Source organism: Acidobacteriota bacterium, from assembly GCA_009838525.1.
Classification (GTDB): Bacteria; Acidobacteriota; Vicinamibacteria; order Vicinamibacterales; family UBA8438; genus VXRJ01.
In genome coordinates this window covers 1-24,905 of the sequence record VXRJ01000011.1, presented here as the reverse complement: position 1 = coordinate 24,905, position 24,905 = coordinate 1, and the positions used below count along the sequence as shown (strand labels likewise).

Genomic DNA, 24,905 nt, shown 5'->3' with positions numbered 1-24,905 from the left:
GCGCGAACGGGGTTTGACCCGAACGGGCGTGGCCGGCATGTTCGCGGGGCGGAACGGGGGACGCCGCGCTGCCGTCCCCCGCGCCCGTGCGCCTATGATAGTGCATGGCCCGGAGGAACGACCGATGATGGGGACGACACGCAGCGCGCGCGCCGCGCGCGCCGGGCGCTCCCGGCGGCGCCTGACTACCGTGTTGGCAGGAGCGATGGCCGCCGCCGGAGTTGTGGCGGCTGCTGGCATGGCGGCGGCGGGGCAGGCGGAGGTGTCTCTCTCCGGCGTCGTGGACCTCCACGCCCATGCCGGTCCCGACTCCCGTCCCCGCTCGGTCAATGACCTTGAGGCGGCGCGCCTCGCGCAGGCGGCCGGCATGCGCGCCATCCTGCTGAAGAACCACTTCACGATGACGGCGGACCGAGCCGCGATCGCGATGGCGGAAGTCGACGGCATCGAGATCTTCGGCGGCGTGGTGCTGAACCGTGCGGTCGGCGGGATCAACCCTGAGGCGGTCCGGCAGATGGCGACGTTCTCCGGCGGCCGCGGGAAGGTGGTCTGGCTGCCGACGTTCGACGCGGAGTTCTACGTCACCGACGCGGGCGGCGGGACGCCGTTCGTGTCCATTCTGGAGAACGGCGACCCGGTGCCGGCCGTGCTCGACGTGTTCGACCTGATCGCCGAACATGACCTGACGCTGGCCATGGGGCACTCGTCGCCCGAGGAGGTGCTCCGCCTGATCCCGGAAGCGCAGGACCGCGGCGTGGAGCGGATCCTGATGACGCACGTCTTCGGGCAGGATGCCACGATGGATCAGATGCGCGAGATGGCGGACGCCGGCGCGATCATGGAGATCGACTGGCTCGCCGTCTACTCGGGCGATCTCTCGGTGGCGGACTACGTCGCCGCGATCAACGAACTGGGTGCGTCGGCGTTCGTGATGTCATCGGACCTCGGCCAGGCGGGCAACCCGCCGCACCCCGACGGCCTGCGCGCCTATATCAGCGCCATGCGCGAGGCCGGCGTCTCGAGCGAGGCAATCGACTTGATGATCCGGCGCAATCCGGCGCGTCTGCTCGGCCTCGACCCGTGGTGACCAGCAGCGGGCAATCCGCCGGTGGCGTGAGGTTCACTGCGCATCGATGACCGCAATCGTCCGCCTGATCCGGCCCCGCGACTGGCTGAAGAACGTCTTCGTTCTGATGCCGCTGCCGTTCGCGCTCGGGGCGAGCGGGACGTTCGAACCGTTGGTGGTCGTGGTCGGGCTGGCGGCAATGAGTCTGGTCAGCTCGGCTGCCTACGTGTTCAACGACCTGTGGGACGCCGGCCGCGACCGCCTGCATCCCGACAAGCAGCGTCGTCCGATCGCCGCCGGCGCGGTCTCGCCGGTTGCCGCCGGCCTCCTGGGTCTCGCCCTGGCCGCCGCTGGCGGGGGACTCGCCATCGCCGGCGCGCCGGCCGGAGCCGGCGTCGTACTCCTGGGCTACGCCGGCCTGCAGCTCGTCTACACCCTGTACGGCAAGCACCTGCCGCTCGTCGACGTCACTCTCCTCTCATCAGGCTTCGTTCTGCGCGTGCTCCTTGGCTGCGCGCTGGTCGGTGTGACGCCATCGAGCTGGCTGCTTCTCTGCTCGTCGTCGCTCGCGCTATTCCTGGCCCTCGCCAAGCGGCGGGGCGATCTGTTGCGCGGCGTCGACGACACCCACCGGCCGAGTCTTGCCGGCTACAGCCGGGTGTTCCTGGAACAGGGACTGACGATCGCGGCCGGGCTGACCATCATGGGTTACGCGCTCTATTGCATGGACGCGCCGGTGCTGGCGCCGGGGCGTGAGTTCCTGACTCTGCCGTTCGTCGTCTTCGGCGTGCTCGAGTACCTGCGGATCGTGCACGTGCACGGAGCGGGCGCGGCCCCGGTGGACGTCCTGCTGTCGTCCCGGTCGCTGCTTGCCTGCGGAGCCGGCTGGGTCGTGGCGGCGCTCTACAGCGTCGGAGCGGTGACCGTGCCGTGAGCGGTGACCAGCCGTGAGGGGTCCGGAATCCACCGTGTGCGGCTGGGGGCGCGTCGGCGTCGCCGGCCGCGAGGTCTGGTCGGATGACCTGGTGCGGCTCAGCGAGCGAGCCATCCTCTTCCGAGGCCTTGGCCGGTCGTACGGCGATGCGTCGCTGCCCCCGCCCTCGGCGCCGGAAGTCGCGTGCACGGTACTGGGCGACCGCCTCATCGACTTCGACGAGACCACGGGCCGGCTCCGGGCGGAAGCCGGCGTGAGTCTGGCGTCGCTCGTCGAGTTGTTCCTGCCGCGCGGCTGGTTCGTGCCGGTCACCCCTGGCACGCGCTACGTCACGCTGGGAGGCATGGTTGCGGCGGACGTCCACGGAAAGAACCATCACGTGGACGGTTGCGTCGGAGCATTCGTCGACGCGCTCCGCCTGCGGACCGCCGGCGGCCGGATCGTCGACTGCTCACGTGGGGAAGAGGCGGAACTGTTCCACGCCACCGTCGGCGGGATGGGCCTGACGGGGCACATCCTCGAGTTGACGCTGCGCCTCACGCGCGTCCCTTCTCCGTGGATCGAGCGCGAGAGCGTTCGGGCATCCGGCATCCAGGCGCTGCTGGAGACGCTGGAAAACTCGAGCGCGGACTGGCCCTTCACCGTCGCGTGGGCCGATCTGCTGGCGCGCGGCGCGCAGCTTGGACGGGGAATCGTCTACCGGGGCCGCTGGGCCGGGGCCGACCGGGCGCCGCAAGGGACTCCGGCGGCGCCGTCCGCGATCGACGTTCCGTTCGAGGCGCCGGAGTGGCTGCTCAACCGGGCGTCGATCGGTCTGTTCAACGCGTTGCGCTACCGCCGGCATGGCAGTGGGCTACGCCGGGCCGTCGAGTCGCCTTACAGCTTCTTCTATCCCCTCGACCGGATCGGCAACTGGAACCGCCTCTACGGCGCCCGCGGCCTGACCCAGTACCAGTGCGTGATTCCCGACTCGCGGGGTGTCGAGGGCGTCCATCAGGTGCTCGATTGCATTGCCCGGCGCCGCGCACCGGTCTTTCTCTGCGTAATCAAGAACTGCGGAGACGAGGGAAGTGGACTGCTGTCGTTCCCGCTGCGCGGAATGTCCCTCGCGCTCGACCTGCCGGTCGGCGACGGCATTCAGGATCTGGTCGACGCGCTGAACGAGCTCGTGGTCGATCTGGGAGGGCGAATCTACCTTGCCAAGGACGCGTTCACGCGGCCGGAGCACTTCCGTGCGATGGAACCGCGGCTTGACCGCTGGCTGACCGTGCGGCGGCGTTGGGATCCGGAAGTCCGCCTCCGGAGCGCACAGTCGGTCCGGCTGCTGGGAGACCCGGCATGAACGTCGTTCTGCTCGGCGCGACGCGCGGAATGGGTCGCGCCGTAGCCAGGCGGCTCGCGGAACGGGGCGACGCGGTCTGCCTGTTGGGACGTGACCGCGCGGTCCTCGAGGCGTCCGCTCGCGATCTGCAGGTCCGGGCCGGGCTGCCCGAGCCGTTGCCGGTGGCGTACTGCGATCTGGAGCGGCCCGACAGCTTCGCTTCCGCGCTCGATGCCGCCGCGGGGGCGCTCGGCCGGATCGACGCGGTGGTGGTGACCGCCGGCCACTTCTCGACCGAGGACGATCTCGCCGCGTCGGAACCGGACGCGGCGCGCCTGCTCGCAACGGTCAATTTCGCGAACACCGTGGGCTTCTGCGAAGCGGCCCGCCGGCGCCTGCTGGCGGACGGCGGCGGCTCGCTGTGCGTCTTCTCGTCGGTTGCCGGCGACCGGGGCCGCACGCCGGTCGTCACCTACGGCGCTACGAAGGCGGGGCTGACCGCGTACCTCGAAGGCCTCGACCACCGCTACGCACGCGACGGACTGCGCGTCATCTGCGTCAAGCCAGGCTTCGTCCGGACCGGGATGACCGCCGGCCTGAAGCCGCCGCCTTTCGCGGGCAATCCCGATCCGGTCGCACGCCGCGTGGTTCGCGCAATCGACCGCGGCGTGCCGGTCGTCTACGCTCCCGCCGTCTGGCGCTGGATAATGCTGGTGGTCCGCTGGCTGCCGCGCGCCATCATGCGTCGGGTCCGCTTCTGAGCCTTCTGACTGGCGGATCGTCGCGGTCCCAGGCATCGAGCTCCCGCTCGATGGCCTCTTCCATTTCCCATTCGCGGCGGCGCTCGGCCCGGCGCAGCCGGTGGCGCCAGATCGCGGCCAGGGCCAGCGTGGTGATGGCGGTCCAGAGGGTGAAGGGACTGGCCACGAACGTGATCCACTCTTCCCAGCCGCCGGCGCTGCGCCAGAAGATCCGCGCCGCTTGCCGAGCCGTCGTACCGGTCGCATCGAGGAAGGCGCTGTCGAACGTCGCGCCCGCGGCGACGCTCGACAGGATCCGCGGCACGACCGAGGCGCCGTGGCGCCGGATGACGTCGCGGACGATCGCGTGCGAAATGATGTAGGCGCGCGCCACGCTTGCCGCATCACCCGCGAACAGCCCCTCGATCTCGGTGACGGTCAACTGGCCGGTGAAGAACGTGGCGCGCAGGAAGCGCGTTCGGTTGCCAACCCCCCACGTCCGTTCCGCTACGCTGGCGAGCCCCTCGTCGAACCATCGCGGCAGGCGTCCGCCGCCCGCCGCGCGCGCGGTCAGGATATGCGCCGCCTCGTGATGGAGAACCATCTCCAGCGAGTCGTGAGGGTACGAACCGATACGCGCCGGAAAAAGGACGATCAGGTCGTTCCCCGGATCGGCGAACGCCGCGACCCACGCGGGCAGGTCGCGCGCCAGGCGCGACTCCTCCGGGACTACCGCCACGCGAATCGGGTCCCCGGGAACGGAGAGTCCGACCAGGCGCATCACGGCGCCGAGCCGCTCCGTCTCGAGACGCCGCACCTGATCGCCTACGGCGCGGAGGCTTTCGGGTGCTTCGACGATGAGCTCAGGCAGCCGCGCCTGAGCATCAGCGATCCGGCCGGTGGCGACGGCGGCAACGATCGGGACGAGGGCGAGCGCGGCGGCGTGCCGCCCGCGCGGCATGGGCTTCATGGCTGTACATAGTCCGCCGTCACCTGCGTCGAGATTCCGCCGCGCACCGAGAAGTCGCCCACCACCGTCATCCGGCGCGGCCGGCACGCCGCGACCAGGTCGTCAAGGATGCGGTTGGTAACCGCCTCGTAGAAGATCCCCTGGTTCCGGAATGCCACCATATACAACTTCAGCGCTTTCAGCTCTATACAGCGGTCTTCGGGGACGTAGGTGATCCGGATCTCGCCGAAGTCGGGCAAGCCGGTCTTGGGACAGACTGATGTGAACTCGGGACAGCGAATGGCGATCTCGTAATCGCGTTCCGGCGATGGGTTGGGGAACGTCTCAATGGCCGGGTGCTCGGCGGCTCCGGCCGAGACGGCCAGTTCCGGTCCGCGTGCCCCCTGCCCCATGGGCCGATTCTAGCAGTCCGCAAGCGGGGCTCCCGCGATGCCGCAAGGGCGCGGATGCGGTATACCGATTCGTTTGACACCGAACACGGCGCACGCTAGCATGGCGCGTTGTTTTCGGCGCGGTGCCGTTGCGTGCGCGGCCGTGCCGAGCCTCTACCAGCGCGCGTACCCGGGAGGGGGACACCGATGGCCGACGGCCGCATGAGCAAGACCAAGCTACACGCGCACTTTGCGGAGAAATTGGGTATCACCCGGAAGGACGCGGGCGCGTTCTTCGATGAGTTGGCCGGCCTGGCGGAGGCTGAGCTGACGCGGTGCGGCGAATTTGTGTTGCCAGGGGTCTGCAAGTTGGTTCTCCAGAACCGGCCCGAGCGCACCGGCCGGAATCCGGCGACCGGCGAATCGATCACGATCGCGGCCAAGACGGTGGTTAAGGCCCGGATCGCAAAGCCGCTCAAGGACGTGGTGCTCTAGATCGCCCGCGTCCGAGTCCCCACGGCCTTCCCGAGCAGCGTTGAAGACCAATCAGGTGGCGTCGTGAACCGCTAACGGTTCGATCCCGCTTCGCCGCCTACGCGGTGACGATGGCTACGAACGTCCTGATGCCTCAGCTCGGCGAGTCGATTGCCGAGGGGACTATCGTTCGTTGGAACAAGGCGGTCGGCGAGTCTGTCGATCGCGACGAACCACTTTTCGAAGTCTCGACCGACAAGGTCGACGCCGAGGTTCCGTCACCCGTTGGCGGCGTGGTGGCGGAGCTCCGCGTGCAGGCGGGCGAGACGGTGGCCGTCGATAGTGTCGTCGCGGTCATCGCGGCGCCGGGCGCCGGGGTGACTGCGGGCGTCGCGCCCACTCCCTCGCCCAAAGAAGCTGCGGAGGCTGCCTCCGAGGCGCCGGCGGGAGTCGCCGCCGACGAGGAGTCGTCATCGGCGTCGCCCCCCGGCGCGACGCTGCCGGCGCACCCTGCGACGGGCGGCAGCGATGTGCGGCTTTCCCCGGTGGTTCGCCGCCTGGCGCGTGAGCACGGCGTCGATCCGGCAGATGTGCCCGGCACCGGCGGAGGTGGACGCGTCACGCGCGAGGACATCCTGGGGCATGTGGCCGCCCGCGGCACGGAGGGCGCGGGTGCGGGCGCGAAAGGCGAGCGGGTGGAGCCGCTGTCGGTCATGCGGCAGCAGATCGCAAGCCACATGATCGCCAGCCGCCGGACGTCCGCGCACGTCCACACGATCTTCGACGTCGACTTCACGCATGTCGCGGGGTTGCTGGGCGCCCACGCCGAGGCCTACGCGGCGCGCGGTATCCGGTTGACCTATCTGTCGTTTGTCGCCAAGGCGGTGGTCGATGCGCTGGGGGCCGTCCCGATTGTGAACGCGACGCTCTCGGAGGATGGCGTTTCGGTGCGTTACCGTTCGGAGATCGGGCTCGGGATTGCGGTCGCCCTCGATGGCGGGGAGGGCCTGATCGTGCCGGTGATCCGCGACGCCGGCGCGAAGAGCCTGGGCAAGCTGAGTCAGGCGATCGTCGATCTGGCGACGCGTGCCCGGGAAAAGAAGCTCTCGCCCGACGAGGTGCAGGGCGGCACGTTCACGATCACCAACCCGGGTGTCTTCGGATCGATCGCCGGCATGCCAATCATCAATCAGCCCCAGGCGGCCATCCTCTGCATTGGCGCCGTCGAGCGACGGCCCGTCGTGCTCGATGACGACACGATAACGCCGCGCCATCGTTGCTATCTGACGCTTGGTTTCGACCACCGGCTGATCGACGGCGCGATCGCCGACCGGTTCATGTCGGTGGTGAAGAACGCCATAGAGCAGTTCGACGACGCGCAACTGTAACCGTCGAGCCATGACACGACTGTCCACGGCCCGGCCGCTGGCGGTCCGCCGGCTCGGCGTCGTCCCGTTCGCCGACGCGGTGCGGTTGCAGGAGCAGCTCGTAGTCGATCGCCAGCATGACCGGATCCCGGATCAACTGCTGTTGCTGGAGCACCCGCCCGTCGTCACGCTCGGTGTCGGCGCGCGCCGCGACAACCTGCTCGTTCCGCCGGACGAGCTCGCGCGGCGGGGTATCGAGCTGCACGAGACGCGCCGAGGCGGCGACATTACCTTTCACGGTCCGGGGCAGTTGATCGGGTATCCCATCCTCCTGCTGAAGCCGGACCGGTGCGACGTCCATCGCTATGTCCGCGATCTGGAAGAGGCGATCATCCGCGCCGTGGAGCGCTTTGGCGTCCAGGCGGGCCGCATCGGCGGACTGACCGGCGTCTGGGTAGGGAACGACAAGCTGGCGGCCATTGGCGTTCGTCTCTCGCGGTGGGTGACGTCGCACGGCTTCGCCCTGAATGTCACCACCCGCCTGCAGGACTTCGAACTGATCCGCGCCTGCGGCCTGGCCGGCCATGGCGTAACGTCGCTCGCGCAGCTCACCGGCGGCGAGCCGGAACTCGACCAGGTTTCCGACGCCGTCGCCGAGTCGTTCGGGGAGGTCTTCGATCGCGCAACGGGCGGCGCCGTCAGCGAGGCGGGGATCAGTCGGCCCGCGCCGCCTGCAGCTCTTCGCGTTCCCGCGGGCTGAGTGGCGGCTCGACCAGCCGGGCGACGCCCGACGCCGCCAACTCCACCGGCATGGCGAGCGCCCGGGCCGGTCCGCGCCGTTCCGTAGCCGGCATGGCGAAGCAGGCGGGGCGGCGCCCGCTGCCGGCAAGCGCCGCACCGACGACGTGCGCCGCCGCCGCGGCGAGCGCGTACGGGCCGGGCGGCCAAAGTGCGGCAACCCGCGTCCGGAGACGGGCGAGGACCGCCGGCGGGAGCGCTCCGTCAAGCGACACCCCGCCGGCCGTCGCCTGGCTCCAGGGCACGACGGCCCGGTCCGGCGGTGCCCCAAGCACGGTAAGGGACACTTCCGACGCGGGGCAGCCCGCCTCGAGCGCGACGATGGCCCGGATGGCGGCGCGCAACGCTTCGGGCGCGGATCCGATCACCCGTCGCCGGTCGATGCCGAGAGTGGCTACGCCCTGTTCAACCAGTTCGCGATGTCCGGCGCCGGCGCAGACGATCAGCGCCCGCCGATTCATCTCTGCCACCTGCTGGAGGGCGTCGAGTCCCTTCTCGCCGCTCCATTCCGCGTCGCCGGCAACTGGTCCCGCGAGCAGGACGACGTCGGCCTCGGCGAGGTCGGCGGGCAGCGCGCCGCCGCCGATTCGCGTGTCGGACCGTTCGATCGGTCCCGCCTGCCGGATGTCGAGCGCTTTTCCCTCCGCCACGTCCCCGCTGTTGTCGAGGAGGCGGATCTTGCCGGCGAGACCGCGCAGTGAAAGCGTCCGGGCGAGCGTGCCGCCCAGCGTGCCGGCGCCATGAATGGCGATGACGGGCATGGTTCGCGGTATTCTAGTGTCCACACAGGACATGGCCGGGGAACAGGCGGCAGTTGCGGCGCCGCAGTTGGACGGGCGGGCGGCGGTAGTGACTGGCGGTTCCCGAGGAATCGGCCGAGCAGTGGCCGGGGCTCTGCTGACGGCGGGCGCCGATGTCGTCATTTCCGGTCGGTCGCCTGGTGCGCTGCGTGAGGCGGCGGATGAACTGGCGGCGGGCGCGGCGTCGAACGGTTACGGACGACTCGAAGCCATCGAGGCGGACGTTCGCCGGCCGGACGATGCCGCGCGGCTCGTCCGGGCCGCCGTCGATCGTTTCGGCGGACTCGACATCCTGATCAACAACGCCGGAGTCGGGAATTTCGCACCGGTCGCAGAGCAGTCCATCGACGACTGGCTGCAGATTATCGAGACGAACCTCCACGGCGTCTTCTATTGCTGCCGGGCCGCCATCCCGGAGCTGCGCGATCGAGGCGGCGGCTGGATCATCAACATCAGCAGCCTTGCCGGGTGCAATCCCTTCCCGAACGGCGCCGCCTACTGCGCCTCGAAGGCGGGCCTTGACGCATTCACCCATTCGTTGATGCAGGAGTTGCGTCACGACAGCATCCGTGTGACTGAAGTGGCGCCCGGTTCGGTCGGCACCGAGTTCGCCGGGTCCGATCACCGGCATGCGGCGGCGCCCTGGAAACTGACCGCCGAGGATGTCGCGCAGGTGGTGATGGACCTGCTTGCGCACGACGCGCGCAGCCTGCCGAGCCGCGTCGAGCTTCGTCCGTCGCGGCCGCCGCGCAAGTGACGGCACCGGAAGCGTGATCATGCCGGAGTCGGGACCGACGATGTGGATCCTGCGGGAGGAGGGTGACGAACCACGGATGCTCCGTCTCCCGCCGGGAGCCATCCGGACGGTGGGAAGAGGGCGCAGGTCCGACTTCGTCATGTCCGACCCAATGATGTCGCGTGTCCACTGCCGCCTGGTGGCGTCCGAGGCGGAGTTGGTGGTCGAGGATCTCGACAGCACGAACGGCACGTTCGTCAACGGCGGGCGGGTCGAGACAATCGCGCTGCAGGAGGGAGATCGACTGCGGATCGGTCGATCCGAATTCACCGTCGTCCGGGACGCGTGACGCCGGCAGAACCGCTTCCGGGCTAGCGCGCCCGCAGGGGCGCGCTAGTTGTCCAGCGGCAGCGCCCGGGCAATCCAGTCGACGATCGCCTCCACAACGGAGGAAGAGATCTGTGCGTCGGCAAGGGTGGCGTACTCTTCGACGCTGCCCGTCTCGGCGGGCGTCAGCAGGTGGTTGACGCCCTCGAGCTGGACGCGGTCCACGGTCGCGCCGCGGCGGGTCCGGCTTTCCGCGATGTTCTCGAGCCGATCCGCGTGGCGGGACGGCATCTCCTGATCCAGGGTGCCCTGAAGGATCAGCACCGGCTGACGGATGCGGCGCAGGCTGTCTTCCGGATCGAACGCCAGGAAGCTCCGGAACCAGGGCGTATCCGCCGGCTCACGCAGCGGCTGGGGGATGCCCTCCCAACTGTCTCCGTCCAGCACCGCGCGGTGGATGCGGGTCTGGAGGTCGATTCTCTCCTGCCTTTCCGCGTCGGAGAGGCTCAGTTGGTCGAGCGCCATCTGCTGCTGTTCCAGCACCAGTTCCTCGCCGCTGACGGCGGGAGCCGCAATCAGCACGAGTCCAGCCACGCGACCCTCGCGGCGTGTCGCCAGCAGGGCGATCCAGCCACCCTCGCCATGGCCTACGACGGCTATGCGGTCACGATTGACGTCGTCACGCTCCTGGAGGTGGCGGACTACCGCACGCACGTCGTCGGCGTAGTCCTCCAGCATGGCCGACTCCGCGCGTCCCCCGCTTTGCCCCGTTCCGCGACGGTCGTAGCGCGCGACGACGAGGCCGCGGTCGGCCAGTGCCCCGGCCATTTCACGGAGTATCGAGACGCCATGGCGCGTTCCGTCGCGATCGGACGACGCCGGACCGGGAACCAGTACGACCGCCGCACGGCCATCGGCTTCAGGCGGCGGCGCATCTGCCGGCGGCGCCGTCACCGTCGTGGCAAGGCTGAAGCCGTCCGTCTGCACGCGGACCGGTTCGTCTCCGGGGTGCGGCTCGCCGGTTACCCGGGACGATGCCGCCGACAGGTCCTGGCGGATCACGTCGAGCGACGCGGACGGGATGCTCAGACGAAGCAGGCGCCGCGCCTCGTCCACCCAGACCTCGGCCCCGAGCGGCCGTTCGGCGTCGGCGAAAGTCAGACTATACGTGGTCGCGACCAGCGTCCGTTCGGCGGTGTCGATCCGTTGCGTGCCGACCCGGTTGACGCGCAGCGTGATGACGCCGCCCGGTGCAACGAAGACCGGCAGGTCCGTGCCCGGCTCGATTCCGTTCAGCCTCACCGCCAGCGCCTCGTAGGGCGCGTAGATGTAGTTCGGCAGGACGATCGAAGCGGGATCGATCGTCGTCTCGAACGGTTCGACCGAGTCCCGCTGCGTCAGGGTGCCGGTAGCGGTGCCGCCGGCGATGGTGGTCTCGAGCCCGAACGGGATGCCGGTGCGAACCCCGTCAATCGCCAGGCTCAGCGGCCGCCAGTCGTCGTCGTAAGCCAGCTCGAACCTGCGGATGTCGCTCGGAAGCGGCCCCGTTACCTGTCCGCTCGCGCGGATGATCCAGCCATCGTCGGCCCGGCTCAATTGCACGCGCTCGAAGCCGACCGGCGTCGCGTTGACGAAGATGTTGAACGTCGCTTCGCCCGTAGCTGGATCGGCCCTCGCCGGCGCCTGCGCCTGCGCCGCTGGCGCCTGCCCCGCCGGGAGGACGATGGACGACCACGCGGCGACCGCGGCAAGAACGATGGCCCATCGAACGGCGGGAGCGGCTCGCCGGGTCACCGTCGCAGCATATCATCTGCCCATGCAGCCGAACGGATACGCCGCGCTCCGCACCGCCGCCGCCTTGCGCACGCCAGCCGATCGCGGATGGATAGCCGTCAACGGCTCGGATCGCGGCCGGTTTCTGCAGGGTCTTCTGACCAACGACGTCGCCGTGCTGGAGCCGGGAGGAGGCTGCTATGCCGCTTACCTGACGCCGCAGGGACGCATGCTTGCCGATATGCATCTGCTGGCGGAAGCGGATCGGATCGTCGTCGATCTCCACCACAGCGTGAAGGACCGCCTGCTAGAACGTTGGGACGATCTGATCTTCACCGAGGATGTCGAATTGTCCGACCTGACGCCCGACACGGTTGCCGTCGATCTTTGCGGTCCCGGCGCATCCTCCATGCTGTCGCGCATGGCCGATGCGCCCACCGGCGCGGGCGCCGTGACGCTTTATCGGCATCGCGCCGGCAGGATCGCGTCGCACGCCGTGACGGTGGCGCGGATCGACGAGCTCGGCATCGAGGGCTACCGCCTGCGGATGGCGCGAGACGCGGGGGACGCGCTGCGCCACGCGCTCGCGGAGGCCGGCGCCGTCGAAGCCGATGCCGCGGCGTGGGAAGCGGTTCGCGTAGAGTCGGGCCGTCCCGCGTTCCCCGTTGACATGGACGACGGAACGATTCCGCTGGAAGCGGGCATCACGGACCGGGCCATCGACTTCGACAAGGGTTGCTACGTCGGCCAGGAGGTGATCATTCGCGTCCTTCACCGGGGCCAGGGGCGCATTGCCCGCAAGCTGGCCGGCCTGACGCTGGACTCCGCGGCCGACAGCCCCGCTGGCGGATCCGTTCCCGGCCCGGGGGCCGCCGTTTCCCACGGCGGCGATGCGGAGACGGGCCGCGTTACCAGCGCCGTCCACTCGCCGGCGCTGGGCCGGCCGATTGCGCTCGCCTATCTTCCGCGCATCCTCGCGGATGCTCCCGGCACGGAGGTTGCCGTTGTCACGGAACGGGGCGACGCGCCGGCCGTCGTCACGTCCCTGCCCTTCGTCTGAACGCGCCAAGTTAACGGCTGACACCGCGCCCCGCGGCGTGTACTATGCGATTCCGGCTCGGCCGACCTCGATCCCTGCGGCTGCAGCGAGCGCCCATGAGCACAAGCACACCCGTTTCGCAGGCTGTCACGCTTCATACGGTCACGGCGGCGGACCGGCTCGAGAGTCACGCCGTCGAGTTGCCGGACTACGACCGGGATCGGTTCCACGACGTCGCATTCATGACGTCGATGGGCCTGTGCCTGATGGGCAACTACGCCCAGACCGGCCACTTCGGCGGACCGCTGGCCTACACGCCTTACAACGTGGCCTGTCATCTGGCCGGCCCCGCGCTGGGAGGCCTCCGCTACGACCTCCGCGAGCCGAAGTTCGCCTACGCCGACAAGTTCATGCTCGCGGGCGGTCACTGCATACCGACGTGCTACGCGCTGTGGATGGTCCTGTACGAGGCGATGCGGCGACAGCACGAAGAGACCGGCGATGCGCGTTTCGCCTGCGATCCCCAGGCCGCGATGTTGCCGATCGACTCGCTGGGTTTTCGCCGCGGAGCCGGCGCCCTGGCCACGCTGCTGGAGGAGAACGGTCTGGCCGATCACCCTTTCTTCGCCGATGCGAAGGGCCGCGGGATCCGCGCCCTGTCGGGACATGCCGAATCCATCGACGTGACCAACGACGTCAACGGCGGTCCGTCCGGCATCGGCATTGCGACGGCCGCCGGCAAGGCGCTGTTCTGGGACTACGTCGGGGCGCCGCCGGGTCTGAAGGTAGTCGCGCTGGAAGGGGAGTTCGCGCTGACCGAGGGACATGCGCAGGAGCTCAAGAACATCGCCCTGGCCCAGCAGGTCGGCAAGCGGCTGCGCGTGCTCGTGTCTCAGAACAATGCGGGCATCGACGACAGCCTTGTCGGCGGCGTGGTGAAGCCGGGCTACACGGACTACGACCTCGCCCGGCAGTGGGTGTCGTGGGGCTGGAACGTCTTCACGATCGAGAACGGGAATGACTTCGATCAGGTAGTCGCCGCGTTCAAGGCGATGGAGGAGTGGCCGGACGACGATCGCCGGCCCATGATCCTGATCGGCCCGACGGTCAAGGGCTGGTGGCCAGGCGCGAGCGATGGGCGGATCGGCGGCCGCGACCAGATCGTCGGGTATCCCTCCCACCCGTACGCCTTCAAGATGAACAGCGACTATTTCGTCGGGCTGGCGGAGTCGTTCGAGCAGGCTTACGGCGTTCGTTTCGAGGGTATTCGCGACGGAGTCCCGGCGACCGAGGCGGATCGCCTAATCCAGTTCAAGACGAACGTCGACACGGTGATGTCGGTGATGGAGCGCCGGCCCGGACTGCGCGCGTGGATCGCGGAGCGCGTGCTCGACGTCGCGGGAACCGTCGACCGGTCGCTGACGCTGGGCATCGACCGGGCCGCCAACCCGTTCCTCGACGAGCGCCTGCGGGTCGAGAACCTGCCGGTCGAACCCAGTGACGTGGTGGTGCGCAACCCGCACACGGACACGGAGGTGGAGCGTCGCATTTCGCTGTTCCTGCCGCCGGGCGAGAAGAAGGGGCCACGGCGGGCGGTCAGCGAGATCGGGGCGTGGCTGAACTACGTGACGGACGGGCGCTTCATGACGATGGCGGCGGACCTGTCCAGCTCGATCAACGTCGAGAAGGCCAACCTGCTCGGCCACTACGACCCGGTGGACAATCCGTTCGGCACGCGGCTGAAGGCAGCCATCCAGGAGGCGGGCAACGCGTCGACGGTAATCGGGCTGGTCAGCCAGAACGCGTCGACCGACCCGGACGGCTACGCCGGGGTCTGGGGAATCTCGGGCACCTACGGCGCGTTCACGCCGCTGATGTACACGCCGGCCCGGGTCTTCTCGCAGATGAATCAGGACAGCCCCTTCGAGCTCGGCGTCCTGCACGTGCTGGCCGGCCATTCCGGCCCAGAGACGGCGGCCGACGCGCGCACCCACTTCGGCATCTTCGCGCCGCAGGTCTGGACCCTGCTGCCGCGCGGCCAGGTCATCAACCTCTACTTCTGGGACTACAACGACGTCGCTCCCGGCTACTTCGCGGCGGTTCAGCAGGCGCTGGCCCACAAGGAGGTCGGCATCATCGTCATCCACGTGGCGCGGCCGGACTTCCTCGTGTCGGATCGCGCGACGTTTGCCGACACCGACGTGAAGGCCGCGGCGAAGGGCCTCTACCTGATCCGGGAGTTCGCGCCGGACGCCCCGCCGATGGGAACCGTCTTCGTGCAGGGCTCGAGCTCGACGAAGAACCTCGTCAGCGTGGTCCCGCGGCTCGAGGAGTCGGGCCTGAACGTGCGCATCGTGTCCGTCATCAGCACCGAGCTGTTCGCGGCCCAGCCGGCGGCCTACCGGGAGAAGCTGCTGCCCGACGCGTCGCGCTACGACTGCATGGTCGTCAGCACCATGACCAAGCGCGTGCCGCCGATCCCGAATCTGGGCGCCCTCACCGAGGAGTACTCGCTCTACGCCGATTTTGATGACCGCTGGCGAAGCGGCGGCACCGAACCCGACGTCATCGCCGAGGCGCACCTCGATCAGGAGTCGATCTACCAGGGCATCGCCCGCTTCGCCCGGGACCGCGAGTCACGGCTGGAGCGGCAACTGGGCGCGCTGAAGGCGCTCTGACGAGGAGTCGAACCATGCATTCCCTGCTTCCCCTGTCGCGCCTTGTCAGGCGGACGCCTCGCCGCTCTGGGCGCTACGCGGGGCCTCACCACGGGCTGCCGGGCGCGGCCGCCGTCCTGACGCTGGCGCTGATGCTGGCGGTCGTGTCCGTTGCGGCGGTTGTCACGGCGCAGTCCGGCGACGACTTCCCGCCCGTCACCGACGCCATGCTGCAGCAGCCGGCCGACGGCGACTGGCTGACTTGGCGGCGTACGCTCGACAGTTGGGGTTACAGCCCGCTGGACGAGATCAACATCGACAACGTGGGCGATCTGCGCATGGTCTGGTCGCGGGGGCTGACCGAGGGTTTCCAGTCGGGCACCCCGCTCGCCTACAACGGCGTGCTCTACATGCCGAACCCGAACGACGTCATCCAGGCGATCGACGCGGTCACCGGGGATCTCATCTGGGAACATCGCCGCACGGTTCCGGATGACGTGGGCGAGTACCTGCTCGGCGCGCTCGCCGGGAACAACCGCAACATCGCCATTCACGGCCGGCTGATCATCGACACGACCGTCGACGACCACATCCACGCGCTCGACGCGGTGACCGGCGAGATGGTGTGGGAGACGCAGGTCCTGGACTACCGGGTGAATCCGGCCACGCAGGGCGCGGGACCGATCATCGCCAACGGCAAGGTCGTCTCGGGACGCAGTTGCTCCCCACGCGGCGGCCCGGACGCGTGCGTCGTGGTCGCCCACGACGCGGTGACGGGAGAGGAGCTGTGGCGGCGCCGCCTGATCCCCGGGCCCGGAGAGCCGGGCGACGAGAGCTGGGGCAGCGTGCCGTTCGAGGAACGGGTCCACGTCGGCGCCTGGATGGTGCCGAGCTACGACCCCGAGCTGAACCTCGTCTACGTCGGCACGTCCGTCACCTCACCCGCCCCGAAGTTCATGCTCGGCGGGACCGAGAACCAGCACCTCTACCACAATTCCACGCTGGCCCTCGACGGCGACACCGGTGAGATCGTCTGGTACTACCAGCACCTCAACGATCACTGGGATCTCGATCACCCGTTCGAGCGGATTCTCGTCGACACCGCGGTGGCGCCGGATCCGGGCGCCGTGCAGTGGATCAACCCGCGGCTGCGGGCGGGGGAGACGCGTCGCGTCCTCACCGGCATTCCCGGCAAGACCGGCATCGTGTACACCCTCGACCGGGCGACCGGGGAGTTCCTGTGGGCAACCCCGACGGTTACCCAGAACGTCGTCGGGGACATCGACGGCGCCACCGGCGACGTATCCGAGAACGCGGAACTGGTCTTCACGACCCTGGGGCAGGAGGTCTTCGCCTGTCCCACCTGGAACGGCGGCAAGGACTGGGAGGCGGGCGCCTACAGTCCCCTCACAAACACCATGTACATGCCGTTGCGCAACACCTGCGCGCGCATGATGGCGACGCAGGTCTTTCCCGATGACACTCCCGCAGCGCGCACGGAGAGCCGTTCAGAGCTCTATGCCATCGCCTACCGCCACCAGTTGGCGCCCGGTACCGACAACGCGGGGACCGTCCGGGCGATTTCCGCGGAGACGGGGGAGACCGTCTGGCTCCACGAGCAGCGGGCGGCGACCATGTCGCTCGTCGCGACCGGCGGCGGACTCGTCTTCGGCGGCGACGTCAACGGCCGGTTCCGGGCCTTTCACCACGAGACCGGCGAGGTGCTCTGGGAAATCAACCTCGGCTCGTCGGTCACCGGTTTCCCCATTACCTTCGCCGTCGACGGACGCCAGTACGTAGCGGTCAGCACCGGCAGCGGCGGCACGTCGTCGCACTTCACTGCCCTGACGCCGGAATTGCGACCCAGCTCGGGGAACACGCTGTTCGTGTTCGCGCTACCGTAGGGGACAACCAAGCGCCGGGGACGCCATCCCGAAAAGGCGCTCTCGGCCGCCTTCGTCCGGTCCGCACCGCCGGGACGGCACGCGGACGGCAACGGTTTGTACCTGTTCGTCCAGCCCACCGGAACCCGAAGCTGGGTCCAGCGCATCGTCATCCGAGGACGCCGCCGCGAACTCGGACTCGGCGCCGCGGGACTCGTCTCTCTGGCCGAGGCGCGCGAGCTGGCGCTGGCCAACCGCAAGTTGGCCCGCTCCGGAGGCGACCCGCTCTCCGAGAAACGCCGCGCTGACGGCATCCCGACCTTCGCCGAGGCCGCCGAGCGCGTGTTGGAGCAGAAGCGCGGCGGGTGGCGCGGCCGGTGGCACGCGCAGAACTGGTGGACCAGCATGGAACGCTACGCCTTCCCGCGGATCGGCCGCCGGCCCGTCTCCGAGGTCGACACGGCCGACGTGCTGGAGATCCTCACGCCGATCTGGCACGTCAAGGCGGAGACGGCCAGGGCGGTGCGCCAGCGCATCCGGTCGGTGATCGAGTGGGCGATCGCGCTCGACATGCGGAACGACAATCCCTGCGACCGCGTGCTGCCGGTGCTGGGGCCGCAGAACGACATCGTGACGCACCGGCAGGCGCTGCCGCACAAGGACGTGGCCGCGGCGATTGAGACGGTGCGCAACGGCTCGGCGCAGCCGGCCGTCAGGCTGGCGTTCGAGTTCCTCGTTTTGACCGCGGCGCGGTCCGGCGAGGTCCGGCTGGCGACGTGGGACGAGATCGACACGGCCGGTGCGGTGTGGACGGTCCCGGCCACGCGGATGAAGGCGAAGCGCGGGCACCGGGTCCCGCTCTGCGGCCGGGCACTGGAGATCCTCGAGGCGGCGCGGACGCTCGGCTACGGCAACCGGCTCGTGTTCCCGATGCGGAGCGGGAAGTCGATATCCACATCGACGCTGCCGAAGATGCTCCAGCACCACGGGATCGCCGCCGTGCCGCACGGCTTTCGGTCGTCGTTCCGAGACTGGGCGGCCGAGGAGACGGACCACCCGCGCGAGGTCATCGAGGCGGCTTTGGCCCACGTGGTCCAGAACAAGGTCGAGGCGGCCTACGCCCGGTCAGACCTGTTCGACCGCCGCCGGCGGCTCATGAACGACTGGGCGGCGTATCTCGACGGACACGCGGACGGCCCGACGCAGCGCTGATCGGTGCGGCGGTCACTGCCCGCCACGTGGCGGCGACGGCAGACTGGCCGGAGGACGGTCACGGGCTCTCCCCCTTCCTGGAGTGTGCAGTTTTCACTTGCCATTGACAGTCGGACCTGTTCGAGCGGCGGCGGTGGCCGATGGACAACTGGGCGGCCTATCTCGCGGCAACCAGCCCACGCTCAACAATCTCCGGACTGGCCCATGCAGCCATCTGCGCCGGTCCGATCCGCTACACTTCACGATTCTGACGATTCCTCGCGTCGCCGGGCGCCTCGGACGGCCGGCTGAGGGGCGGTGCCAAGAATGACAGACCCACATCGATTGACCCTGCCGGGGATCCTCGCGAGAGCTGCCGTCGTGCACACCGTGACTTATTTCTTCGCGGGTGTGCTGGCCTTCACCCTCTTTGACTACGGAACTGCTCTTGCCGAGCCGCCGCTCGATGGCCTCATGAGGTCCCCGGACGATCCGATGGTCATGGCGGGGCCTTTGTTTCAACCGGTTCGAGGGCTCCTGTTCGGCGCTGTGTTCTACCTACTGCGCGATCAATACTTCGGCCGCCAGTACGGCTGGTTGACGATGTGGGTCGTGCTGGTCGTGATCGGCACGTTCTCGACGTTCGGACCTGCGCCCGGCTCGATAGAAGGGTTGATCTACACGACGCTTCCGCTGAGCGTTCAGCTTGGCGTCGGTCACATCGAGACGGCGGGCCAAGCGCTGGCGTTGTCGGGGCTGCTGTTCTACTGGGTGCGCTACCCGAAGCGATGGCTGACATGGAGTTTGGTAGGCGTCTTCATGATCGTAATGGTGCTGCCCACTCTCGGACTGCTCCTGGGATAGAAGGGGCTGCCCGCTTCGAGTGCGAGGACCGGCCCGCGCGGCCGCGGCAAACGATGGTGAGTCGTGCCGTAGATCCGTCGCGGAGTGGCGGAGTGTATCGCTTCGACGACGAGAGCGGTACGGTCCGCGGGTCCGCGGGCGGCTTCAATCGTCCCGTAGGTTCCCGGATAGAATGAGGGAAACAACGAGGGAAGGATGGCCGGTCCACTAGTAGCAAGTTCTTTATTGTGAATTATTTACATAGACTATACGGTTAGCGCTACCTGAGTGATCCCTGGCTTGATGGTGCAACGCATCAGGCCGTCATGGAGTTCCAGGTCATGTCGGCTAAGCGCCCGCCGAAGATCCGCACGGGCCGCAACCTGATGGTCTTCTACTTCCGCAAGAACCTGGGGGCGGTGACGGCAGGGGCTGTGGATCGCAAGACCGACACCGGGACGATGAAGATCTCGTCGGCCGCGCTGACGGCTCTTGACCTCCTGCGCTATCCGCAGGCGTCAGGCGCCTTCGCGCCTGAGCCACAACGGTGTGATCCCCGTTTGCGCGTCATTGCCCGGCGCGTACCGGAGTCCGACGGATGATTCCCACTAACAGTTGCTAGCGTCGGAGGCCATCATGCCAGACTCGTCGACGCCTCTGGGCTGTACGACCACACAGAGGAATCCTCTAGCCTTTATGTATATCGTTAGGGGAGTTCGTGATTCGAAGCTTCAGGGACCGGGACACGCAGCGGTTCTTCGAGGGTCACCGCGTTCGTCGGTTCGAGGGGTTCGTGGATCAGGCTACGCGCCGACTCACACTGCTGGACAGCGCGGAGGCACTTAAGGACTTGGGGGGACTGCCCAGCAATCGGTTGGAGGCGCTCCGAGGCGATCGGGCGGGGCAACACAGTATTCGGATCAACCTGCAATGGCGCATCTGTTTCCGCTGGGAACTGGACGGGCCATGCGACGTCGAGATTGTGGACTACCACTAGCGATTGGAGAAGGCGATGTCTCCGAAGAACGGCATGCGGCCCGTGCATCCTGGCGAGATTCTGCGTGAAGAACTTCAGACGCTCGACCTGTCGGCGAATGCCCTATCGAAGGCACTCGACGTGCCAGTGAACCGGATCACCGCGATCCTGAACGGACAGCGCGGCGTGACAGCCGACACGGCCCTCCGATTGGCACGCTACTTCGGGACGACGCCGCAGGTCTGGCTGAACTTGCAGCAGACCTACGACTTGCGCCGGGCCGAGATCGCGGCTGGCCCAAGGATCGCCGAGTGCGTGCGCCCGCGGCACACCGCCGCGTAGCGCCTCGGAGGCTGGAGAGGGGTCGACGTGACGGCGACCGGATTCCCGGGATTCGCGTCCGGTGACGGTGAGCGCACAGACGAGACGTGGGAGGTCGTTGGCGTAGTGGCGGACGTGCGGCCGTAATTCGACCAGGATCCGCGCGTCCGTGTGGCCGAACTCCAGGCCTGTAACACGGGCACCGGTCTCCTGGGAATCACTCTGCCCGCAGGGCGACGAGAGGCTCGACCCGCATCGCGCGGCGAGCGGGAACAGTGCACGCGGCCAGGGCCACGGTGATCAGCACTGCCGACCCGGTGACGAAGGTCAACGGATCCAAGGTGCCGACCCCGAACAGAAGGCGACGAACGGCATGACCCACCCAGACGCCGCCGAGGAGTCCGAGCGCGACCCCCGCGCCGCTCAGCACCAACCCCTCGCCGACGACCATTCGGAAGATGTTGCCGGTATCGGCGCCGACGGCCATGCGGATGGCGATCTCCTTCGTGCGGGTAGAGACGGCATACTGAATCAGTCCGTAGATCCCGATTGCCGCCATCAGTAGCGCGGCCGCGGCGAACCCCACCACGATGGATGTCTGGAGGCGGCGTGGCGCGTAGGACGCGCGTAGCCGAGATTCCAAGGTTGACACGCCGTACAGCGGCGCAAGAGGATCGACTTGCCGCGCGGCCGCCTGCACCGCCGCCGCCATCTCCAGCGGATCATCGTGATCGGCCCGAATGATGAGGAATCCGGCCCCGGACGGGTTCTGGGCGACCGGCTGGAAGATCTGCGGTATCGGCTCCGTCTCCAGCCCTTGGCGGCGCATGTCGTCGACCACGCCGACGACGGTCAGCCAAGGGCCGACGGAATCCGCCGGCCCCCATTTGAAGCGCCTCCCAACCGCATCATCGCCCGGCCATAGCTGGCGCGCCATGGTGTCGTTGACAATCACGACCCGCGGCGACTCGGGGCCGTCACGAGGCGTAAACAAGCGTCCGTCGAGCAGACGCGTGCCGAGCGCCGGGAACAACCCGGCGCTGATCTCGTCGCTGCGGAACTGCAGACGCGTGGACACGGCCTCGCCGTCGCGTTCGGTGGTGAGGGTCCGTTCGGGGCTGCTGCTGATGAAGGCGTCACTGATGAAGCCAGCCCGCTCTACGCCGGGCGTCGATTCGATTCGCTGGAGCACGCGGTAATAGAAGCTCGGTCGCTGTGTGGGGGTCATCAGCGCAGGTGCGCCGATCTGCATCGCCAGGACCCGTTCTGGTCGGAAGCCCGGGTCGACGCCCTCGACCTGCCACCAGCTCCGAATCAGGAGACCGGCACCCACCAGCAACATGATCGCCAACGTCACCTCGGCCACCAGGAGCGATCGCCGGATGTTTCGGGCGGCCGTTCCGCCGACGGCACCTCGCAAGCTGGTGTCGCCAAGGGGTCGCAGGTACCCGCGCCAGAGAAGCGCGGGTACTGTCCCGACCACCGTCCCCGTCAGCAGGGACAGAACCAGCGACCAGCCGAACACGCTCGTATCCAGGTGAACCTCGTCGAGGCGCGCCAGCTCGACCGCGCCCAGCGAACGAACGAGATCGAGGCCGACCACCGCCAGCAACATGCCAAACGCACCAGCCCCTACGGCCAGCGTCGTGCTCTCGGTCAGGTGCTGCCGGACGATTCGGGCCGGGCTCGCGCCGAGCGCGGCCCGCAGCGCCACGTCCCGAGCACGGCCGAGACTCCGAGCCAGCCAGAGGTTGGCGACGTTGGCGGCGGCGATCAGCAGAACGAATGCCGCGGCGGCCATCGGCATCCACAGCGCCAAGCGAGACCGCGAACCGACTACGTGACGACTCAGGGGAACGACACGAATGCCGCGGTTCCTCTCGCCGACCGGCAGCTCGGCGTCGAGGCGGCGGGCAATCGTGCTCATCTCCGACTGGGCTCCTTCGATGGTGACGTTCGGTCGCAGCCGTCCGATCACGAACCACGTATCTTGCCCGCGGACCAAACGGCGGTCCTCCCAGTCCGGAAACAGCGTGTGGGGCTCGAAGATATCGGCATCGAGGCTCGCGAACCCGAACCGTTCAGGCAGCACGCCGATGACGCGGGACGCGTGTCCGTCGAGCTCGACGGACACGCCGAGCGTGTCGAGCGAACCACCGAATCGGGCCTGCCACAAGCGATGACTGATGACGACGAGACGTCGCCGTTCCGCCGTCTCGTCGGCCGAGAAGCTCCGTCCGTGCAGCGGCTGCACGCCGAGCAATGGAAACAGGTTCGGCGACACCCTGGCCCCTTGAATCCGCTGCGTCTCGCCGGCGTGCGTCAGCGTCAACGCCACGCTGTCGAAGACCGCGATGTCGCTGAAGCTCCGACTCTGCCGCCGCCACTCCTCGATGTTCCAGAAAGCCGATCGGTTCTCTCGAAGCGCTTGGCTCGGGGTCTCCGTCCACAGCATGGCCAACTGGTCCGGAGCGTGGAACGGCAACGGCCGGAACAGCACGGTGTTCAACACGCTGAACATCACGACGTTGACGCCGATCGCCAGCGCCAGTGTGCCGACCGCGACGGTGGTAAAGGTGGGGCTGCGGCGCATCATCCTGATCCCGCCGCGAACGTCCTGAAGCAGCCGCTCGGCGGGGCCCCAACCCCAGGTCTCACGGGCCAGCTCGCGAATCAGCGTCGCGTTGCCGAAGTCGCGTCGCGCGGCCGCATGCGCCTCCGCGGGAGACATTCCCCCCGCAATCCGTTCCTCTGTTTCCTCGGCGAGATGGAACCGAATCTCCTCATCGAGTTCCGCTTCTTGCCGGCGCCAGGTGCAGAGAGAGCGCAGGCGGACGTACAGGTGCCGCAGCATGGTGTGTACTCCTAGTCCGCGGGGCGCAGCACGCGCGCCATGGCGACGGTCAACTGCTCCCACCGTGACTGCTCTACCAGGAGCTGTCGCCGTCCGGAAGGAGTGAGCCGGTAGTACCTAGCCCGCTTACCCTTGTCGGACTTCTTCCATTCGGCCGCGATCCAGCCTCGTCCCTCCAGCCGGTGCAAGGCGGGGTACAGCGAGCCGGTTTCCACGCGGAGGGAGTCTTCCGACACCCGCAGGATGTGCTTGGCGATCGCGTGGCCGTGGGACGGGCCGTAAACGAGCGTCCGCAGGATGAGCAGGTCCAGCGTCCCGTAGAGCAAGTCGACGCGGGTGTCCGCGGTTTCCATGTTGTATAGACAGTCTACTAAGTATTGAGTAACTTGTCTACAGAACAATCCCACTCTCGGCCAGCAAACCGGGCTTCACGCCCGACGCCCGGAGTCCACCCCGAACGTGCGGCAGCGAGGCCATGGCAGGGTTGATGGTCGCGCAACGCTCGTCGTAGCTCCCGAGGGTGCCGATTCCCGGCACGCTATGGAGCGTGAACGAGTCGCGCGCGGCTGCTTCGCGGGATCTGTCTTCCGCGGACTTCCGTCCCCGTGCCCCCGGATGGTACATTTACGGACACCTCTAGACCACGGAGAAGGACTCATGCCCGTTTATGTCAGAACACTCGCCTCGGTGCTCGTGATTCTCGGTGTGGCGGCCGCCGCCGGCGCCCAGGGTCGCGACATTCTGCCGCCGGTACCGACGCCGACGGACATCAAGCCGGGCAGCATCACCTGCGACGAATGCCCGTATCCGGCCCCGAGCAAGTATCTCAACATCAGTGTCTACAGCCAGGACGTGCGCATCTCCTACATGGACATCGCGCCGACGAGCGCGGCCAACGGCCACGTGGTCCTGCTGATGCACGGCAACAACTTCGGCGGCTTCTATTTCGGCGACATCATCGACGGGCTGACCGACGCCGGATTCCGCGTCCTCGTTCCGGACCAGATCGGGTACGGCAAGTCGTCGAAGCCGATCGCGCCCTACAACTTCAACACGCAGGCGCGCAACACGCAGCTCATCCTCGAGCACGAGGGGATCGACAAGGTCATGGCCGTCGGCCATTCGATGGGCGGCATGCTCGCCACGCGGTTCACCACGCAGTATCCCGATTCGGTCGAGCGGCTGGTCATCTACAACCCCATCGGCCTCTCCGACAACCGGTTCAATCGCCCGATGACGCCGGTCGATCAGATCTACGAGCGGATCCTCCAGACCGACTACCAGAGCACGCGCCGGAGCCTCAGCCGGTACGTCGGGCACGACCCGTCGGCCTGGAACGACCAGTTCGAGCTCTACACCCGCATCCGCTCGTCATGGACCCTCAGCTCCGACTTTCCGCGCCTCGCCATGGTGCAGGCGATCATCAGCCAGATGCTCTACCAGGATCCGGTCGTCTACGACTGG

General features: G+C 68.3%; 23 protein-coding genes and 1 pseudogene. 18 read left to right on the top strand and 6 right to left on the bottom strand.

The window, feature by feature from the left end:
- The first annotated feature begins 13 nt into the window (after nucleotides 1-13).
- Genes F4Y45_02955 through F4Y45_02940 form a run of 4 tightly spaced genes read left to right on the top strand, consistent with a single transcriptional unit; the run spans nucleotide 14 to nucleotide 4,082 of the window.
- Nucleotides 14-1,087 (top strand): hypothetical protein, encoded by a 1,074-nt coding sequence (locus tag F4Y45_02955; protein MXY23468.1) that lies wholly within the window; start codon nucleotides 14-16, stop codon nucleotides 1,085-1,087.
- Between the two features lie 46 nt (nucleotides 1,088-1,133).
- Nucleotides 1,134-2,000 (top strand): UbiA prenyltransferase family protein, encoded by an 867-nt coding sequence (locus F4Y45_02950; GenBank protein MXY23467.1) that lies wholly within the window; start codon nucleotides 1,134-1,136, stop codon nucleotides 1,998-2,000.
- A gap of 13 nt (nucleotides 2,001-2,013) precedes the next feature.
- Nucleotides 2,014-3,342, top strand: coding sequence for an FAD-binding oxidoreductase (locus F4Y45_02945; protein MXY23466.1), 1,329 nt, complete (start codon nucleotides 2,014-2,016; stop codon nucleotides 3,340-3,342).
- Nucleotides 3,339-4,082, top strand: coding sequence for an SDR family NAD(P)-dependent oxidoreductase (locus tag F4Y45_02940; GenBank protein ID MXY23465.1), 744 nt, complete (start codon nucleotides 3,339-3,341; stop codon nucleotides 4,080-4,082). The genes F4Y45_02945 and F4Y45_02940 overlap by 4 nt, the downstream gene beginning before the upstream one ends.
- On the opposite strand, the gene F4Y45_02935 is transcribed toward F4Y45_02940, so the two are convergent.
- Both F4Y45_02935 and queF read right to left on the bottom strand, forming a co-directional pair.
- Nucleotides 4,060-5,031: a hypothetical protein gene (locus F4Y45_02935; GenBank protein MXY23464.1), complete on the bottom strand. Its 972-nt coding sequence runs from the start codon at nucleotides 5,029-5,031 to the stop codon at nucleotides 4,060-4,062. The genes F4Y45_02940 and F4Y45_02935 overlap by 23 nt on opposite strands.
- Nucleotides 5,028-5,423 (bottom strand): NADPH-dependent 7-cyano-7-deazaguanine reductase QueF, encoded by a 396-nt coding sequence (gene queF / locus F4Y45_02930; protein MXY23463.1) that lies wholly within the window; start codon nucleotides 5,421-5,423, stop codon nucleotides 5,028-5,030. The genes F4Y45_02935 and queF overlap by 4 nt, the downstream gene beginning before the upstream one ends.
- Nucleotides 5,424-5,609: 186 nt before the next feature.
- Here queF and F4Y45_02925 point away from each other — a divergent pair, with 186 nt between their 5' ends.
- The 3 genes from F4Y45_02925 to lipB all read left to right on the top strand — a co-directional run bounded on the left by F4Y45_02925 (nucleotide 5,610) and on the right by lipB (nucleotide 8,003).
- Nucleotides 5,610-5,897, top strand: a complete 288-nt coding sequence (locus tag F4Y45_02925; protein ID MXY23462.1) for an HU family DNA-binding protein — start codon at nucleotides 5,610-5,612, stop codon at nucleotides 5,895-5,897.
- Nucleotides 5,898-6,007: 110 nt separating this feature from the next.
- Entirely contained in the window at nucleotides 6,008-7,264 is a 1,257-nt protein-coding gene (locus F4Y45_02920; protein ID MXY23461.1) for a 2-oxo acid dehydrogenase subunit E2, read from the top strand.
- A gap of 10 nt (nucleotides 7,265-7,274) precedes the next feature.
- The gene (gene lipB, locus F4Y45_02915) at nucleotides 7,275-8,003 is read left to right on the top strand and encodes a lipoyl(octanoyl) transferase LipB (GenBank protein MXY23460.1); all 729 of its coding nucleotides are present in this window, start codon (nucleotides 7,275-7,277) and stop codon (nucleotides 8,001-8,003) included.
- On the opposite strand, the gene F4Y45_02910 is transcribed toward lipB, so the two are convergent.
- Entirely contained in the window at nucleotides 7,957-8,964 is a 1,008-nt protein-coding gene (locus tag F4Y45_02910) for a hypothetical protein (GenBank protein ID MXY23459.1), read from the bottom strand. The genes lipB and F4Y45_02910 overlap by 47 nt on opposite strands.
- Between F4Y45_02910 and F4Y45_02905 the strand changes: the two genes are divergently transcribed.
- Both F4Y45_02905 and F4Y45_02900 read left to right on the top strand, forming a co-directional pair.
- Complete coding sequence (locus F4Y45_02905) at nucleotides 8,834-9,598, top strand: SDR family oxidoreductase (GenBank protein MXY23458.1); 765 nt, start codon at nucleotides 8,834-8,836, stop codon at nucleotides 9,596-9,598. The two genes, F4Y45_02910 and F4Y45_02905, sit on opposite strands and share 131 nt — an antisense overlap.
- Nucleotides 9,599-9,617: 19 nt before the next feature.
- On the top strand, nucleotides 9,618-9,926 hold the full coding sequence (locus F4Y45_02900) for an FHA domain-containing protein (protein ID MXY23457.1): 309 nt from the start codon (nucleotides 9,618-9,620) through the stop codon (nucleotides 9,924-9,926).
- Nucleotides 9,927-9,970: 44 nt separating this feature from the next.
- Here the strand turns inward: F4Y45_02900 and F4Y45_02895 are convergent, their stop codons facing one another.
- Nucleotides 9,971-11,698: an alpha/beta fold hydrolase gene (locus F4Y45_02895; protein ID MXY23456.1), complete on the bottom strand. Its 1,728-nt coding sequence runs from the start codon at nucleotides 11,696-11,698 to the stop codon at nucleotides 9,971-9,973.
- Between F4Y45_02895 and F4Y45_02890 the strand changes: the two genes are divergently transcribed.
- The 8 genes and pseudogenes from F4Y45_02890 (at nucleotide 11,430) to F4Y45_02855 (ending at nucleotide 20,608) form a co-directional block, all read left to right on the top strand.
- Entirely contained in the window at nucleotides 11,430-12,737 is a 1,308-nt protein-coding gene (locus tag F4Y45_02890) for a folate-binding protein YgfZ (protein ID MXY23455.1), read from the top strand. The two genes, F4Y45_02895 and F4Y45_02890, sit on opposite strands and share 269 nt — an antisense overlap.
- Nucleotides 12,738-12,781: 44 nt before the next feature.
- Complete coding sequence (locus F4Y45_02885; protein ID MXY23454.1) at nucleotides 12,782-15,394, top strand: hypothetical protein; 2,613 nt, start codon at nucleotides 12,782-12,784, stop codon at nucleotides 15,392-15,394.
- A 14-nt stretch (nucleotides 15,395-15,408) separates the two neighbouring features.
- Nucleotides 15,409-17,277 carry a PQQ-binding-like beta-propeller repeat protein gene (locus F4Y45_02880; protein ID MXY23453.1) on the top strand — a complete coding sequence of 623 codons (1,869 nt, stop codon included), beginning with the start codon at nucleotides 15,409-15,411 and terminating at the stop codon, nucleotides 17,275-17,277.
- Nucleotides 17,278-17,307: 30 nt separating this feature from the next.
- Nucleotides 17,308-18,468, top strand: a pseudogene (locus F4Y45_02875) (DUF4102 domain-containing protein).
- Between the two features lie 306 nt (nucleotides 18,469-18,774).
- On the top strand, nucleotides 18,775-19,311 hold the full coding sequence (locus F4Y45_02870; GenBank protein MXY23452.1) for a hypothetical protein: 537 nt from the start codon (nucleotides 18,775-18,777) through the stop codon (nucleotides 19,309-19,311).
- 305 nt (nucleotides 19,312-19,616) lie between these two features.
- Nucleotides 19,617-19,892 (top strand): hypothetical protein, encoded by a 276-nt coding sequence (locus F4Y45_02865; protein ID MXY23451.1) that lies wholly within the window; start codon nucleotides 19,617-19,619, stop codon nucleotides 19,890-19,892.
- 116 nt (nucleotides 19,893-20,008) lie between these two features.
- Nucleotides 20,009-20,287 (top strand): hypothetical protein, encoded by a 279-nt coding sequence (locus F4Y45_02860; GenBank protein ID MXY23450.1) that lies wholly within the window; start codon nucleotides 20,009-20,011, stop codon nucleotides 20,285-20,287.
- A gap of 15 nt (nucleotides 20,288-20,302) precedes the next feature.
- The gene (locus tag F4Y45_02855; GenBank protein ID MXY23449.1) at nucleotides 20,303-20,608 is read left to right on the top strand and encodes a HigA family addiction module antidote protein; all 306 of its coding nucleotides are present in this window, start codon (nucleotides 20,303-20,305) and stop codon (nucleotides 20,606-20,608) included.
- A gap of 196 nt (nucleotides 20,609-20,804) precedes the next feature.
- Here the strand turns inward: F4Y45_02855 and F4Y45_02850 are convergent, their stop codons facing one another.
- Complete coding sequence (locus F4Y45_02850; GenBank protein MXY23448.1) at nucleotides 20,805-23,441, bottom strand: ABC transporter permease; 2,637 nt, start codon at nucleotides 23,439-23,441, stop codon at nucleotides 20,805-20,807.
- A gap of 11 nt (nucleotides 23,442-23,452) precedes the next feature.
- Nucleotides 23,453-23,794, bottom strand: coding sequence for a PadR family transcriptional regulator (locus F4Y45_02845; GenBank protein MXY23447.1), 342 nt, complete (start codon nucleotides 23,792-23,794; stop codon nucleotides 23,453-23,455).
- A gap of 187 nt (nucleotides 23,795-23,981) precedes the next feature.
- Here F4Y45_02845 and F4Y45_02840 point away from each other — a divergent pair.
- On the top strand, nucleotides 23,982-24,905 hold a 924-nt coding region (locus F4Y45_02840; protein MXY23446.1), incomplete at its 3' end, for an alpha/beta hydrolase.